At 71.3% G+C, this 15,544-nt stretch carries 11 protein-coding genes; 4 read left to right on the top strand and 7 right to left on the bottom strand.

Annotated elements, in window-relative coordinates; genetic code table 11:
* Positions 1-9: 9 nt before the first annotated feature.
* Complete coding sequence (locus ACSU6L_RS20765; RefSeq protein ID WP_437058877.1) at positions 10-1,461, bottom strand: NCS2 family permease; 1,452 nt, start codon at positions 1,459-1,461, stop codon at positions 10-12.
* A 113-nt stretch (positions 1,462-1,574) separates the two neighbouring features.
* Between ACSU6L_RS20765 and ACSU6L_RS20760 the strand changes: the two genes are divergently transcribed.
* Together ACSU6L_RS20760 and ACSU6L_RS20755 are read left to right on the top strand one after the other, a co-directional pair.
* A complete protein-coding gene (locus ACSU6L_RS20760; RefSeq protein ID WP_365516091.1) occupies positions 1,575-1,841 on the top strand; it encodes a DUF2530 domain-containing protein in 267 nt (88 codons plus the stop codon).
* Between the two features lie 30 nt (positions 1,842-1,871).
* Positions 1,872-4,259 carry an HAD-IC family P-type ATPase gene (locus tag ACSU6L_RS20755; RefSeq protein ID WP_437058875.1) on the top strand — a complete coding sequence of 796 codons (2,388 nt, stop codon included), beginning with the start codon at positions 1,872-1,874 and terminating at the stop codon, positions 4,257-4,259.
* 15 nt (positions 4,260-4,274) lie between these two features.
* On the opposite strand, the gene ACSU6L_RS20750 is transcribed toward ACSU6L_RS20755, so the two are convergent.
* The 6 genes from ACSU6L_RS20750 to ACSU6L_RS20725 all read right to left on the bottom strand — a co-directional run bounded on the left by ACSU6L_RS20750 (position 4,275) and on the right by ACSU6L_RS20725 (position 13,219).
* Complete coding sequence (locus tag ACSU6L_RS20750; RefSeq protein ID WP_437058873.1) at positions 4,275-5,180, bottom strand: hypothetical protein; 906 nt, start codon at positions 5,178-5,180, stop codon at positions 4,275-4,277.
* A gap of 170 nt (positions 5,181-5,350) precedes the next feature.
* Positions 5,351-6,274, bottom strand: coding sequence for a hypothetical protein (locus ACSU6L_RS20745; protein WP_437058871.1), 924 nt, complete (start codon positions 6,272-6,274; stop codon positions 5,351-5,353).
* A gap of 64 nt (positions 6,275-6,338) precedes the next feature.
* A complete protein-coding gene (locus tag ACSU6L_RS20740; protein WP_437058869.1) occupies positions 6,339-7,106 on the bottom strand; it encodes a calcium-binding protein in 768 nt (255 codons plus the stop codon).
* 85 nt (positions 7,107-7,191) lie between these two features.
* Entirely contained in the window at positions 7,192-7,971 is a 780-nt protein-coding gene (locus tag ACSU6L_RS20735) for a calcium-binding protein (protein ID WP_437058867.1), read from the bottom strand.
* Between the two features lie 203 nt (positions 7,972-8,174).
* Positions 8,175-11,333 carry a sacsin N-terminal ATP-binding-like domain-containing protein gene (locus tag ACSU6L_RS20730; protein WP_437058865.1) on the bottom strand — a complete coding sequence of 1,053 codons (3,159 nt, stop codon included), beginning with the start codon at positions 11,331-11,333 and terminating at the stop codon, positions 8,175-8,177.
* A gap of 959 nt (positions 11,334-12,292) precedes the next feature.
* A complete protein-coding gene (locus ACSU6L_RS20725) occupies positions 12,293-13,219 on the bottom strand; it encodes a DUF3027 domain-containing protein (protein ID WP_437058863.1) in 927 nt (308 codons plus the stop codon).
* Positions 13,220-13,622: 403 nt separating this feature from the next.
* On the opposite strand from ACSU6L_RS20725, the gene ACSU6L_RS20720 reads away from it, so the two are divergent.
* Together ACSU6L_RS20720 and ACSU6L_RS20715 are read left to right on the top strand one after the other, a co-directional pair.
* Positions 13,623-14,996, top strand: coding sequence for an MFS transporter (locus ACSU6L_RS20720; protein WP_437058861.1), 1,374 nt, complete (start codon positions 13,623-13,625; stop codon positions 14,994-14,996).
* A gap of 62 nt (positions 14,997-15,058) precedes the next feature.
* The gene (locus tag ACSU6L_RS20715) at positions 15,059-15,535 is read left to right on the top strand and encodes a DUF2771 domain-containing protein (RefSeq protein WP_437058859.1); all 477 of its coding nucleotides are present in this window, start codon (positions 15,059-15,061) and stop codon (positions 15,533-15,535) included.
* Positions 15,536-15,544 lie beyond the last annotated feature (9 nt).

Genomic DNA, 15,544 nt, shown 5'->3' with positions numbered 1-15,544 from the left:
CCCCGGCCGTCACGTGAGGCCGAGAGCCGGCATCAGGTAGTAGAAGGCGAACACCGCCGACACCACGTACATCGCCGCCGGGACCTCCCGGCCCCGCCCGGCCGCCAGGCGCAGCACCGCGAAGGCGATGAAGCCCATGCCGATGCCGTTGGTGATCGAGTAGGTGAACGGCATCATCAGCATCGTCACGAAGGCCGGGATGGCGATCGTGTAGTCGGTCCAGTCGATCTGGCCGATGGAGCCCGCAAGGATCAGGAAGCCGACCGCGAGCAGCGCCGGGGTGGCCGCCTGGGACGGGACCATGGTGGCGACCGGCGTGAGGAACAGCGCCACGGCGAACAGACCGCCGGTGACGATGTTGGCGAAGCCGGTGCGCGCGCCCTCGCCGACACCGGCCGTGGACTCCACGAACGCGGTGGTGGCGGAGGAGGAGCTGGCGCCGCCCGCGGCGACCGCGATGCCGTCGACGAACAGGACCTTGTTGATGCCGGGCATCTGGCCCTGGGCGTCGGTCAGCTTGGCCTCGTCGCTGACGCCCATGATCGTGCCCATCGCGTCGAAGAAGCACGACAGCAGCACGGTGAAGACGAACAGGACGCCGGTCAGCACGCCGACCTTCTCGAACCCGCCGAACAGGCTGACCTGGCCGACCAGGCCGAAGTCGGGGGTGGCGACCGGGCTGCCCGGCCACTTCGGGGTGGTCAGGCCCCAGGACGGCACCTTGGCGACAGCCTCGATGACGACCGCGACGACCGTCATGGCGACGATCGAGATCAGGATCGCGCCGGGCACCTTGCGCACGATCAGCGCGAGGGTGAGCAGGGCGCCGAGGATGAAGACCAGCACCGGCCAGCCGTTGAGGTGCCCGTCGGCGCCGAGCTGGAGCGGGACGGTGGTCTGGGCAGCGTCCGGGATCCGGGAGACGAACCCGGAGTCGACCAGACCGATCAGCATGATGAACAGGCCGATACCGATGGAGATGGCCTTGCGCAGGCCGAACGGCACCGCGTTCATCACGCGCTCCCGCAGACCGGTGGCGACCAGCAGCATCACCACGAAGCCGGCCAGCACCACCATGCCCATGGCGTCCGGCCAGGACATCCGCGGGGCGAGCTGGAGGGCGACCACCGAGTTGACGCCGAGACCGGCGGCGAGCGCGATCGGGACGTTGCCGACGACACCCATCAGCAGGGTGGTGAACGCGGCGGTCAGAGCGGTTGCGGTGACGAGCTGGCCGTTGTCCAGCTGGTTGCCGTACATGTCCTTCGCGCTGCCGAGAATGATCGGATTCAGCACGATGATGTACGCCATCGCGAAGAAGGTGGCGAAACCACCACGGACCTCGCGCGCCAGGGTGCTGCCACGCTCCGAGATCTTGAAGTAGCGGTCGAGGGCGCCGTACGCGGGCGCCTTGCCCGGCTGCTGGGGCGCGGGGACCTTGGCGGGGGCCGAGGTGGGCATTTGTTATTTCCTACGAACAGAAGTGGTCAAAGGCAAACGGTTTCAGTATGAACATATAACTTCCACGATCGCCATCTCCGCGCGTAGACCTGATCTGCTCCTACACTGTTCGCATGGCGAAATGGACCCCTAGGCACGAGGCGCCGGAGCCCCTGGAGGGCCCCGTGGTCGCCACCATCACCGGCGGCACGATCCTGTGGTTCGTCCTCTTCCTGGTCCAGCTCCCCTTCTACGGCTGGTTCGACGACCACGGCCACACCTGGTGGCTGTGGACCTGCCTGGCCGGCGGCGGCCTCGGCCTGATCGGCATCTGGTACGTCCGCAAGCGGGACGCCGCCATCAAGCGGGCGGCGCGGGAGAACCACGCATTCGGCGGGTGAAGGGCCAAATCCGCACGTAACGTCGAATGCATGACGCACATCGACGCGGGTGCCCACCTCCGCTCCGCGCGCCCCGCGCCCACGTCGGCGGGCGGGCTGACGGCCGCGGAGGTCACCGAGCGGGTGGCGCGTGGGCAGGTCAACGACGTGCCGGTGCGCAGCAGCCGGTCGATGGCCGGCATCGTCCGGGCGAACGTGTTCACCCGGTTCAACGCGATCATCGGCGTGCTCTGGGTGATCATGCTCTTCGTCGCGCCGATCCAGGACAGCCTGTTCGGCTTCGTCATCCTCGCCAACACCGGGATCGGCATCATCCAGGAGTGGCGGGCCAAGAAGACCCTCGACTCGCTCGCCCTGATCGGTGAGGTACGGCCCACCGTGCGGCGCGACGGGATCGCCGCCGAGGTCGGCACCTCCGAGATCGTGCTGGACGACCTCCTGGAGATCGGGCCCGGCGACAAGGTCGTCGTCGACGGGGTGTGCGTCGAGGCCGACGGCCTGGAGATCGACGAGTCGCTGCTGACCGGCGAGGCCGACCCGGTCGTCAAGCGCCCCGGCGACCCGGTCATGTCCGGCAGCTTCGTGGTCGCGGGCGGCGGCGCGTTCCAGGCCACCAAGGTGGGCCGGGAGGCGTACGCCGCGCAGCTCGCCGAGGAGGCCTCCCGGTTCACCCTCGTCCACTCCGAGCTGCGCTCCGGCATCTCCACGATCCTCAAGTACGTGACGTGGATGATGATCCCGACCGCGATCGGCCTCGTCATCAGCCAGCTCGTGGTGAAGGAGACCGCCTTCAAGGACTCCCTCGCCCGCACCGTCGGCGGCATCGTCCCCATGGTCCCGGAGGGCCTGGTGCTGCTCACCTCGGTCGCCTTCGCGATCGGTGTGATCCGGCTCGGCCGCAAGCAGTGCCTGGTCCAGGAGCTGCCCGCCATCGAGGGCCTGGCCCGCGTCGACACCGTCTGCCTGGACAAGACCGGCACCCTCACCGAGGGCGGCATGGACGTCACCGAGCTGCGGTCGCTGAACGGCCACGAGGAGCCGTACATACGGCAGGTCCTCGGCGCGCTCGGCGAGTCCGACCCGCGCCCCAACGCCTCGCTCAAGGCCATCATCGACGCCTGCCCGGACGCCGAGGACTGGCGCTGCATCGAGTCCCTGCCGTTCTCCTCCGCCCGCCAGTACAGCGGCGCCGCCTTCAGCGAGGGCGACGGCGAGACCAGCACCTGGCTGCTGGGCGCCCCCGACGTGCTGCTGTCCGACGACGACCCGGCCCTCGGCGAGACCGAGCGGCTGAACGAGCGGGGCCTGCGCGTGCTGCTGCTGGCCCGCGCCGCCGGCGACCTGGACTCCGCCGACGTCACCCGGGGCGCCAAGCCCGCCGCCCTCGTCGTCCTGGAGCAGCGGCTGCGGCCCGACGCCGCCGACACCCTGCGCTACTTCGCCGAGCAGAACGTCCGCGCCAAGGTGATCTCCGGCGACAACGCGGTGTCCGTGGGCGCGGTGGCGGGCAAGCTGGGGCTGAGCGGCACCGTGGTGGACGCGCGCCGGCTGCCCTCCGACCAGGACGGCATGGCGGCCGCCCTCGACGAGGGCACGGTGTTCGGGCGGGTCACCCCGCAGCAGAAGCGGGACATGGTCGGGGCGATGCAGTCCCACGGGCACACGGTCGCGATGACCGGCGACGGCGTGAACGACGTGCTCGCGCTGAAGGACGCCGACATCGGCGTGGCGATGGGCTCCGGCTCGGAGGCGACCCGGGCGGTGGCGCAGATCGTGCTGCTGGACAACAGCTTCGCCACCCTGCCGTCGGTGGTCGCGGAAGGCCGCCGGGTGATCGGCAACATCACGCGCGTGGCGACGCTGTTCCTGGTGAAGACGGTCTACTCGGTGCTGCTGGCGCTCCTGGTGGTCTGCTGGCAGGTGGAGTACCCGTTTCTGCCCCGCCACCTCACGCTGCTCTCCACCCTGACGATCGGCGTCCCGGCCTTCTTCCTGGCCCTCGCGCCCAACAAGGAGCGGGCGAAGCCGAACTTCGTGCGGCGCGTGATGCGGTACGCGATCCCGGGCGGGGCGCTCGCCGGGCTGGCCACGTTCGCGACGTATCTGATCGCCCGCCGGTACTACACGGGGCCGGGCGCGCTGGACGCGGAGACCAGCGCCGCCACGCTGACGCTGTTCCTGATCTCGATGTGGGTACTGGCGATCATCGCCCGCCCGTACACCTGGTGGCGGATCACGCTGGTCGCGGCGATGGGCGCGGGGTTCCTGGTGGTGCTGGTGGTGCCGTGGCTGCAGGAGTTCTTCGCGCTGAAGCTGGTCGGCGTGACGATGCCGTGGATCGCCGTGGCCGTGGCGGCGGGAGCGGCGGCCGCCCTGGAGTTCCTGTGGAGATGGGTCGACCGCCGCTTTCCCGCGTAGGGCGTGGCCCGGGGCTTACTGCACGTCGACGAAGTCACCCGCGGCGTTGACGGCCGGGGTGGTCGTGGTGCCCGCGAAGCTGTAGCGGTAGTAGCCGTCGACCGAGGCCTTCACGGTGGTCTTCAGGTTGCCCGTGGAGTCCGTCTTGATGGTCTTCACATCGGTGTAGGTGCTGGAGTCCTTCTTACGGAACTGCAGCTTCACCGACTGGTTGGTGTACCCGGCGTACTTGTGGGTCTCCCAGTTCGCCCGCGACAGCTTGCCCGTGACGGTGAGGGTGGCGCCCTTCTTCACCGGCTCCGGGGAGGCGTTGACGGTCAGCTGGGAGTTGCGCTGCACCAGCGTGGTGCCGAGGCTGCCCTGGTCGGCGTAACCGACCTTGGTGATGTCGAAGTCGAAGCCGTCCGGGTCCTGCCCGTTGTACGCGATGGCCAGGGCCGCGCCCTTCCAGGTGCCCGCGTCGGAGTTGAGCAGGTCGTCCTGGGCCGGGTAGATGTCGATCTTGCCGGTGCAGGTGGCGGCGGTCGCCGAGGTGGCGGTGCACTTGGCCGGGTTGTTGCCCATCAGCGGGACGGCGGACGGGGCGTCGAAGCTGCCGCGGTAGAGGTAGGGGCCGGTGACGAAGTCGTCGGCCTTGATGTCGACGTCGGCGCCGTGGGTCAGGGTGTAGCTGACCGTGGTGGAGACGTGGTTGGTGGTGCCGACCTTGATGGCCTTGGCGACCTTGAAGTTGGAGAAGGTCACGTCGAGGTCGTACGGCTGTCCCGGGGCGCGGTCGGATCCGGCGCGGGCGATCTTCGCGGCGTCGGCGCGGTAGTCGCTGTCCTGGGCGGACCCGCCGGCGGCCTGCGCGGCCGGGACGGCGAGAGCGGAGAGGGCCAGGGCGCCGGTGACGGCGGCCACGGTGGCTCGTATGCGCATGCGTTCCCCAAGTGAATGATCGTGGAGTCGAGTCATGACTCACGTGATCAGATGGCGGTGGAGGGCGCCGGGTTGCCCGGCGGTCGTACGACGGCCGAAAAAGTGCCGAAAAAGTACGGCCCCGGATGGATTCCGGGGCCGTGTGGGTGCTGCGGGGTGCTGCGGGGTGCTTACTGCACGTCGACGAAGTCACCCGCGGCGCTGACGGCCGGGGTGGTCGTGGTGCCCGCGAAGCTGTAGCGGTAGTAGCCGTCGGCCGACGCGGTGACCGTGGTCTTCAGGTCGCCGTAGCTGTTCGTCGTGACGGTCTTCAGCGTGGTGTAGGTGCTGGTGCCGCTCTTGCGGAACTGCAGCTTCACCGACTGGTTGGTGTAGCCGTGGTACTTGTTGTCCTCCCAGTTGGCCCGGGTCAGCTTGCCCGTGACGGTGAGGGTGGCGCCCTTCTTCACCGGCTCCGGCGAGGCGTTGACCGTCAGCTTGGAGTAGCGCTGGAGGCGGGTGGTGGCCAGGTTGTCCGCCTCGGTGTAGCCGACCTTGCTCCAGTCGGGCTCCTCCTCGTTGATCTGGTCGTTCCAGTCGATGGCGAAGCCGACGGCCTTCCAGCTGGTGGCGTCCGCGTTGGTCAGGTCGCCGTAGGCCGGGTAGATGTCGACGGTGCCCTTGCACGAGTCGGTCGTCGTGGACGTCGCCGTGCAGACCGGGTAGTCGTCGCCGATCAGGACGTTGGCCGGGTTGTCGAGCGTGCCGCGGTAGATGAACACGTCCATCTCGAAGTCGGACGCGTTCACGTTGATGTCGGCGGCGTGCGTCACCTTGAAGGTGACCGGCACGGTGACCTTGTTGGTGGTGCCGACCTTGATCGGCTTGCCGCTGTTGATCTGCACGCCGGAGAAGGTGAGGTCCAGCGCGTACGGCTCGCCGTCGAGGGCGGTGAACGGGGTCTTCGTCGACTGCGCGGAGGCGGCCTCGTGGGCGGCCAGCGCGGTCGCGACCCGCTCGGCGCGGTCGCCGCCGGTGGCGTGGGCGGCCGGCGCGACGGCGGCGGCGAGGACGAGGGCGCCGGAGACGGCGGCCACGGTGGTGCGCATACGCATGTGTTTCCTCAACTGGAAAGAAGGAGATGGGAACACGGACGCGCGCTGACGCGCGTCACGTGCGTCACTGCACGTCGACGTAGTCACCCGTGGCGTTGACCGCCGGGGTGGTCGTGGTGCCCGCGAAGCTGTAGCGGTAGTAGCCGTCGGCCGACGCGGTGACCGTGGTCTTCAGGTCGCCGTAGCTGTTCGTCGTGACGGTCTTCAGCGTGGTGTAGGTGCTGGTGCCGCTCTTGCGGTACTGGAGCTTCACGGACTGGCCGGAGTAACCCGCGTACTTGAGGGTCTCCCAGTTGGCACGGGTCAGCTTGCCCGTCACCGTGAGGGTCTTGCCCTTCGCCACCGGTTCCGGCGAGGCGTTCACCGTCAGCTTGGACGCACGCTGGAACTTGAAGGACCCGGCCTTCTCCTTCCAGATGTAGTCGCCGTCGTTGGCGTCGATCCACGCGTCGACGTACCAGGTGCCGGCGTTGGCGTTGCTGAGGTAGTCCACCTGCGGGTCGACCACCACGGAGGCGGTGCAGGTGGAGGTGGTGGAGCTGACCGCCGTGCAGGTCGGCTTGCCCGTCATGAAGAAGCCGTAGTCGGGGCCCTCGAGCGTGAACTCTTCGGCGCCCGCGATGCCCGAGTCGTCCGTGGCGGTCACGCTGACCTTGATGGTCTTGGCGGCGGAGATGCCCACGGACACCTTGTTGTCGCCGTCGACGACGACCTTGGTGATCGTGGTGTCGCCGTACCCGCCGTCCCGCGTGTCGGCCTGGGCGGCCGGGACAGCGAGGGCGGAGAGAGCCAGGGCGCCGGAGACGGCGGCCACGGTGGCACGAGTACGCATGTGTTCCTCGGATGGGAGAGAGGACGAAGAAAGGGTGCGCCGGGCCCCGGGCTTCCGTGCCCGGGGCCCGATGCGAGGGGACGGCTTACTGCACGTCGACGTAGTCACCCGCGGCGCTGACGGCCGGGGTGGTCGTGGTGCCCGCGAAGCTGTAGCGGTAGTAGCCGTCGGCCGACGCGGTGACCGTGGTCTTCAGGTCGCCGTAGCTGTTCGTCGTGACGGTCTTCAGCGTGGTGTAGGTGCTGGTGCCGCTCTTGCGGTACTGGAGCTTCACCGACTGGCCGGAGTAGCCGGAGTACTTGGCCGCGTCCCAGTTCGCGCGGGTCAGCTTGCCCGTGACGGTGAGGGTGGCGCCCTTCTTCACCGGCTCCGGCGAGGCGTTGACCGTCAGCTTGGACAGGCGCTGGACGTTGAAGCTCTTGGCGTTGTCCTTCTGGACGAAGTCGCCGTCCTTGCCGGAGGCGAGGATCCAGAGCTTCCAGCCGCCGGCGACCGAGTTGATGGCGTTCTCGCCGGGGGTGAAGTCGTACGTCGCCTTGCAGTTGGCGGTGGTGGAGTTCACCGCGGTGCAGGTCGAGTAGTAGTCGTCCGTGTTGGGCAGGGCGGCGCTGTCGGCGTGGTCCAGGTCCGTGCCGCGGAAGGGCAGGGCCATGGCGTCCTCGACGCCCGAGTCGTCCGTGACCGTGAACGAGATGGTGATCGTCTTGGTGGCGGACGCGCCGACGACGACGGACTTGCCGCCGTTCACGGAGATGTTGGAGATGGTGGTGTCGCCTTCGACCTCGTCGGCCTGGGCGGCCGGGACGGCGACAACCGAAAGTGCCAGGGCACCAGTCAGGACGCCGAGGGTGGCACGCATGCGCATGTGTCTTCCCCGTGGAGAGAAAGGGGCCCCCGCCGCCTTTCGTACCGCGTGGCTCGTGAGGTGCTGTGGGGCCCGATCGATCACTGAGCCTGTTGACTCAGCTGATCAGATCCGCGACGCATGCGAATGGTTGTACGGCCGGTGAGAATTCTGTGCGGGAAATTTCAAGTCCTCTCCGGCCGTACCCGAGCCCCGGTACCGGCTCAGTCGAACCAGCGGTCCCGCGCCAGTTCCTCCGTCCGCGACGGGTCCTCCAGCAGTGCCGCGACCTCGAAGCGGCGCGGCCACTGCCCGGCCGCCCAGGCGAGCCCGGCGGCCACGCCCTCCAGGGTGGCGGCGTGCAGGACGCCGTCGTCCGTGAGACGCCAGTCGATCTCCACGCCGTCGACGACCAGTTCCTCGTGCTCGACGTACGAGCCGGGCGTCCGCGCGCCGAGCAGCACCCGCACCGACTCCGGTACGTCGTGCTCGGTGCCCTCGCTCGTCACCTCCCCGGTGACGGACTCGCTCAGCCGCCGCACCTGGAACAGCTCGGCCAGCTCGGCGGCCCGGCTCGGCCGGACCGGCAGCAGCGGCACCCCGGCGGTGAACGGCAGCAGGTCTGGCGAGTCGACGACGACCGCGTCGGCCGCGTCCACCACCTCCACCCGCCCGTCCACGACGGCCCGCACCTCGTCGGGCAGGGTGACCTGCTCGGGGTCGAGGTCGGCCAACGCCCCGTACAGGCCGTGCAGTTGGGCGGCGCTGACGTACCGCTCCGGGTCGGCGAGCCGGTCCAGCAGCTCGGCCGCGCCGCCGGGCTCGTCGAGCAGGGCGGCCACGGAGGTGCGCACCCCGAGCGCCCGCAGCACCTGCTCGTCGTCGAAGCCGGTGGCGTCGGCCTCCTCGTACAGTCCCCGCAGCAGCGGGTCACCGCCGGCGGCGAGCAGACCGGCGGGCCGGCGTCCGTCGAGCACCGGGTGCCCGCGCAGCCACCACGCCGTGTACGGCCGTACCACCTCGTGGGTACCGTCGGGCAGCAGCATCCGCACCGGCTGGGTGAGCGCGTCCCGCAGCGGCGGCTGCGCGAGCAGGGCCAGGGCCTGCGGCCACTTGTCGTCGTCGACCAGGTCCAGATCCCGTACGGCGACCAGCTCGGTCGCGACCGGCGGCACCGGCGTGTCCGGGAAGCGGTCCAGGATGTCCTCGCACCACACGTCCACGGCGTCCAGCAGCCCGGGATCGTCGGGCTCGGCGTAGTCGCCCTCGCGGGGCTCCAGCTCGTCCGGGTCGAGGACGACGTCCGTGGCCCGCACCAGCGCGAAGTTCACCAGGACACCGCACGCGGCGAGCGGGGCCTCACCGAACCGCTCGGCCAGCTCGGCGTCGACGTGGGCGAGTTCGCCCTCCCGCATGACCCGCGCGAACGGGCTGCCCGGGAACACCAGCTCACCGGCCGGGGCCGGCTCCCCCTCCTCGTCCGGCAGCGCGAGAGCGCCCAGCCAGGGCTCGTCCCCCGGCTCCAGACCCGCGTCCCGGACCAGGGTGAGCACGACGTCCGCCAGCTCCTCGGCGTCCAGGGCGTCCTCCTCCCAGGCGCCGCCGCCCTCGTCGTCGAGAGAGCCGGCGACGGCGGCCCTCACCTGCGGCGTGGTCAGCACGGCACGCGGGGTCGCCGGGAGGGCGCCCAGCTTCTCCAGCAGCGGATGGGTGGCGTCCGGATGCGCGACCTTCAGCCCGAGCCGGGCGAGGACGTCGGCCTCGATCCCGGCGGAGTCGGCGGTCGGCAGCAGCACCCGGCGCGGCCCGATCGTCGTCCGCCCTCCCCCAGTGCCGAAAGCCTGGGAGGTGCCCCCAGCCAGCGGCACCGGCAGCCCGGACAGCCGGTCCGGGTCGACCCCGGCGAGAGTGTCGTACAGCCGCCACCACCAGCCGGGCTCCTTCTCCAGCCCCGCCAGCCGGTCCACGGCGTCGGTCAGCGACACCCGGGCCACACCCAGCGTCCGCAGCTCCACCCGCCGCTCCAGCCCCGCCGGCAGCAGCGTCGGCAGCACCTCGGCGAGCACCCGCACCGTGTCGGCACCGGCCCCCTCGACGACCTCGGCGTCCCGGGGCCGCAACGACTCCGGCAACTCGCTGTCGCCCTCGGCGGGCGGCACGGCCGGCGGCAGGAAGGACGTACGCGGCAACCGCTCGATGATCGCCTGCCGCAACGCCCCGTCCAGCTCGCCCTTGCCCAGCGGACCCGGCACCAGGTCGATGATCCCGGCGGTCACCGGCCGCCAGTCGGCGAGCAGCTCGGCGTACGCGTCGGCGGCCCGCTCCACGAGGAAGTCGGTCAGCGGCCCGGGCGCGGCGTGCCGCCGGGTGGTGTCGAGCGGGAAGGAGGCGATGAGCAGCGCGGGAACGCCGAGCGGCTCGTCGCTGGGCGTCGGCGCGTGCACGACGGGACTGGTCCGGGGCCGCGCGGGCGCACCGCTCTCCCGGTCCACGGGAACGGCCCAGGTCACCGACCAGTGCGGCCGCAGCCGCTCCTCGACGGGCCGGTCGGCGAGCAGATCGGGCGTGAGCGGCCCGTGCGCGGAGGAGGTCCGCCAGGTGGTGCCCCCGTCCCGCGAGTCCTCGACGACGGTGAAGGCGCCCTCGGTACGGCGGAGCAGGGTGCGCGGGGCGTCGTCCCCGATCTCGACGACGACCTCCTCCAGCCCGGGCAGGGCCAGCAGCAGAGCGTCGTCGACCGCGTGCAGCAGCCGCTCGGCGAGATCGGCGGCGGGCGTGTCACGCAACGGCAGGATGACAGCGGTGTCGTACGGCTCCGGAGCCCGCCCCTCCGCCGCGAACGGCAACCGCAGCAGCGGCACATGCCCGTCACGCCGCCGGATCTCGTCACCCAGCCCCGGACTGTGCCGCGCCACGTCGGCGGCGAGGTCCCGGGCCTCGGCCAGCGACCAGCGCACCCCGCCGTACCGCCCGACGACAGCGGGCTCGTCGGTCACGGACAGCACGGCGGCGAACCCGACACCGAACCGCCCGACCGCGCTCTCGTGCGTCTCCCGCTTCGCGGAGGCCCGCAACGTGGCCAGCGACTCCACACCGGCCGCGTCGAGCGGAGCCCCGGTGTTGGCGGCGACCAGCACCCCGTCGCGGAGGGTGAGCCGCAGCCGCCCGGGCACCTTCGCGCGCGCGGCGGCATCGGCCGCGTTCTGCGCCAGCTCGACGACGAGCCGGTCCCGGTACCCGCCGAGAACCAGATCCTCCTCGGCGTTCGCGTCCTCCCGGAACCTCGCCGGACTGGTCGCCCAGGCGTCCAACACCCCGCGCCGCAGCCGCCCCGTCCCGAACGGATCGGCCCCCTCGGCCGCCGGCCGCACGTACTTGCTCACGTTGCCTTCTCCTCCTCGACGAGAGGACGAAGGTACCGCGAGCGAGGGCCGCGACCGGCCCCGGGACGCGTAGGCCGGCAACCGCCGGCGAACGCCCCAGACCGTTTACGCGGAGGTCACTCGATGCGTGGCCGTTGGGGCCGCCCGCTTCTTGGCCAGTGTCGTGCTTCCGCGCCCCGAGTAAAGGGCGCTCCAGCCCGGGTGAGAAGCGAGCGGACGGCCCGGAAAGACGGTGGCCCTCTGTCGGTTTCCGGTGCCGTGGGCCGGCCGGTTGACCGGCGGGCGTGGAGCGCGTCAGCGCCGCAGGGGCACGCCGGGACGGCTCAGCGGCTATCGGTGCGTGAGTGGTGGGGGTGGGTGGGGCTGGTCGGCCCTCGTTTTCTGCGCAGTCGGCGGTGTCCGATGGCGGCGATGGGAAGCTTTGGGACACCGGGTGAGGAGCGGGGCCTTCGGTATCCGCAGGGGGTGGCCCTGGCAGGGTGGCCCAAAGGTACCGATTGCCCCCTGCCCTGCCCTGCCCCGCCCTCCGGTGACCAGATCCACTCACCGGACCCCGGCCCCTACCCCCTCCCACCGGCGGAAAGCCGCTAAGCCCACCCGGCGTGCTGGCGAGGCGCTGACGCGTACCCCAGCCCCCACCCGCAGGTGGCTGCTTAGCCCACCCGGCGTGCCCCTGCAGCGCCGACGCGCCCCCGACCCCGGCCCGCATCCCAGCCAACACGCACGGGCATCTCCCTGGGCCCCGTCTTTCCGGGCCGCCCGCTCGCTTCTTCCCCGGGCTGGAGCGGCCCGAGTCAAGGGTGGGCCGCAGGCCCATCGCCGAAGGCGACGCGGAGCCGTAGGCGTAGCGCCCTTTACTCGGGGCGCGGAAGCACGACACTGACCAAGAAGCGGGCGGCCCCAACAGCCACCTCGCGGCCACTTCATCCGACCCCCGCCCGGCAGCGTCGCCGCCACCGTTACGAGTGACCCAGCTCCGCTGTCTCCTCGTCCGACATCTCCGGTACCGAGCCCGAGTCGCGCGCCGGGCGCAGGGGGAACGGGTCGACTCGGGTTTCGTCGATGACCGGTGGGGCGGGCCTCGGGGGCTTCGGCATGACCGCTGCTTCCGAGTGGCCGCCGCAGCCGTAGGAGAGGGAGACCACTCGGCCGTCGGCCGGGGAGAACTCGTTGGCGCAGACGCCGAAGGCCTGGCCGAGGGAGCCGCCGATGGGGACGAGGAAGCCGCAGCTGACGCAGGACGCGGGGGCCGCCTGGGCCATGGGGGTCTTCGGGCCGTAGCCCTCTTCCCAGCGGTCGGCGGCGACGTGGAGGCCGTAGCGGGAGAGGACGCGGGCGCGGCGCATGCCGAGTTCCTCGGCGACCGCCGCGATGGAGCCGCGGGACGGGGCCTGCGGGAGGTGGGCCGGGGTGCCGGCGGTCACCTCCGCGTCCTCGGCCTCCGCCAGCTCCGCCATGTCCGCGGAGACGGCGGAGTTCGGCGGGGGCTCCTCCTCGCCGGAGAAGCCGGGTTCCAGGCGCAGGTCCTCCGCGTCGGTGGGGAGGAGGTCGCCGGGGCCCATGTCGCCGGGGCGCAGGCGTTCGCTCCACGGCACCCATTCGGGGGCGAGCACCGCGTCGGGGCCGGGGAGCAGCACCGCCTCGTCGACGGTGACGATCTTGGCGCGGGAGGCGCGGGCCACGGTCACGGCCCAGCGCCAGCCCCGGTAGCCCAGCTCCTTGCACTCGAAGAAGTGCGTGACAACGCGGTCACCCTCGGAGACCAGCCCGGCGTGCTCGCCGACCACGCCGGGCGCGGCCGCCTCCTCGGCGGCGGCCCGGGCGAGGTCGACGGCCTCGGCGCACAGGCGGTCGGGGGTGCGGCTTCGCGTTGTCGCTGCGCTCACAGGTATCGCTTCTCTCCTACGCCGTCTTACGGGTGCGCCTTGCCTTCAGGCGGTGGGGGCGACGGACGGAGCGGACCTGGGGGCCGCGTCGACGTCCGTGTCCTGTCGCTCTCGGGCGCACCTACGCCATCCATTCTGAGGGATGCCGGTGAGGCGCGCGGCCGAGAACGTTCGCCACGGCGCGCTACGCACGCTACCTGCTCGCGTGCGCTGGGCCTACACCGCCGCTCCTTCTGGCTCCTCTCCGCCTCCGCTCCCCGGCCTCTCCCAGCTCCTCTGCTCGACCTCTCCCAGCTCTCTCCCCGGCCTCTCCCCACACCCCTCCCCCGGCCTCCGCTGCGCCGCCATCCGTGCCGAATGACCGCTACTCGTACCGATATCAGGGCACTATGACGGAGTGGCAGTGACGAGCCGACGCAACGGAACGGGCCGGAAGGGCGGCCCGCTGCGTGCGCTGGGGCGTGCCCTGCATTTTCCGTTCACGGGGACCGCGCGCGGTATCCGGAAGGCGACCCACGCGCACGGGGCGGGCGAGTCCGGGCTGGGCAAGCTGATCGAGCTGCACGCGGTGAACGGCGCCGGCGACGTCATGATCACCGTCGCACTGGCGTCCACGGTGTTCTTCTCGGTGCCCACCGACGAGGCGCGCGGCCGGGTCGCCCTGTACCTGGCGATCACGATGGCCCCGTTCACGCTTCTCGCCCCGGTGATCGGCCCGCTGCTGGACCGGGTCCCGCACGGCCGCCGGGCCGCGATGGCGTGCGCGATGCTGGCGCGGGCACTGCTGGCGCTGGTGCTGTCGGGCGCGGTGATCTCCGGCAGTATCCAGCTGTACCCGGCGGCGCTGGGGGTGCTGGTCGCGTCGAAGGCGTACGGCGTGGTCCGCAGCGCGGTCGTGCCGCGGCTGCTGCCGCCGCAGTTCTCCCTGGTGAAGGCGAACTCCCGGGTCACCCTCGGCGGGCTGCTGGCCACCGGCGTGGCCGCTCCGGTGGGGGCGGGGCTCCAGGCGCTGGGCCCGCGCTGGCCGCTCTACGGCGCTTTTGTGATCTTCGTCGCCGGAACGATCCTCTCCTTCTCGCTCCCGCCGAAGGTCGACTCGGCGAAGGGCGAGGACACCGCGCTGCTCGCGGCGGACGCGGACCATCTGCACGGCCCGCACCGCAAGCCGGTCAAGCGGCCGGGGCTGCGGACGGTCGGCATCGCCGTCACCCACGGCCTGACCGTGAACGCCGCGATCCGCTGCCTGGCCGGGTTCCTGATCTTCTTCCTGGCGTTCCTGCTGCGCGAGCATCCGATGAGCGGGCAGAGCGCGGCGGTGTCGCTGGGCATGGTGGCCGTCGCGGCGGGCGTCGGGAACGCCTGCGGTACGGCGGTGGGGGCGGCGCTGAGGGCCCGCGCGCCGGAGATCATCATCGTCACGGTGGTCGCGGTGGAGCTGGGTGTGGCGATCACCGCGGCGGTGTTCTTCAGCGCGTTCCTGGTGGCCGCTCTCGCCGCGGTCGCCGGGTTCGCGCAGGCGCTGGCCAAGCTGTCGCTGGACGCGCTGATCCAGCGGGACGTGCCGGAGCAGGTGCGCACGTCGGCGTTCGCCCGCTCGGAGACGCTGCTGCAGATGTCGTGGGTGCTGGGCGGGGCGATCGGCATCGCGATGCCGTTGAACGGCTCGCTCGGCCTGGCGGTCGGTGCCGGTGTGCTGGCCGTCGGCTGGGTGACGAGCGTACGCGGGCTGCTCCGCTCGGCACGGCGGGGCGGGAGGTCGCGCACGCGAGTGGCGTAACCCACGCCACGGCTCGTACCCCACCCGGGCGGTGATCCTTATGCGACCGATAGCCTTCGGCCATGACCACGCTGCAATCCGTTGTGCGACGCCGCCGCGCCGTCGCCGCCGCCGGCGCCGTTTCCGCCGGACTGCTCGTTCTGTCGGCTTGTGACAAGCCGACGCCGATGTCGACGATCACCGTCGGTTCGAACTCGGTCAGCGCCGAGGCCGTCTGCTACAACGACGGCAAGGCCCTCGACAGCAAGTCGCTGGAGAAGTGCACCACGGACAAGACCGACGTCAAGACGATCGAGCTGGGCCAGGACGAGACGGTCCGCCTGGGCGTCGACCCCGAGATCGCGGACAACGGCTGGACGGTCCTGGTGAACGGCCGGCAGCTGACCGACTACAGCAAGAACACCTACCGGACCATCCCGGGCAGCGTGTTCTTCAACATGCAGTACGGCACCCAGGGCACCACCAACACGGTCTCCATCCGGGAGGGCGAGAAGGCGGCCAAGGGCGTCTGGACGTTCAAGCTGAAGCAGGCCTCCTGACCGGGTCCC

The sequence above is a fragment of the Streptomyces sp. enrichment culture genome, assembly GCF_964272855.1.
Taxonomy (GTDB): Bacteria; Actinomycetota; Actinomycetes; order Streptomycetales; family Streptomycetaceae; genus Streptomyces.
This window is presented reverse-complemented; position numbering and strand designations above follow the sequence as displayed.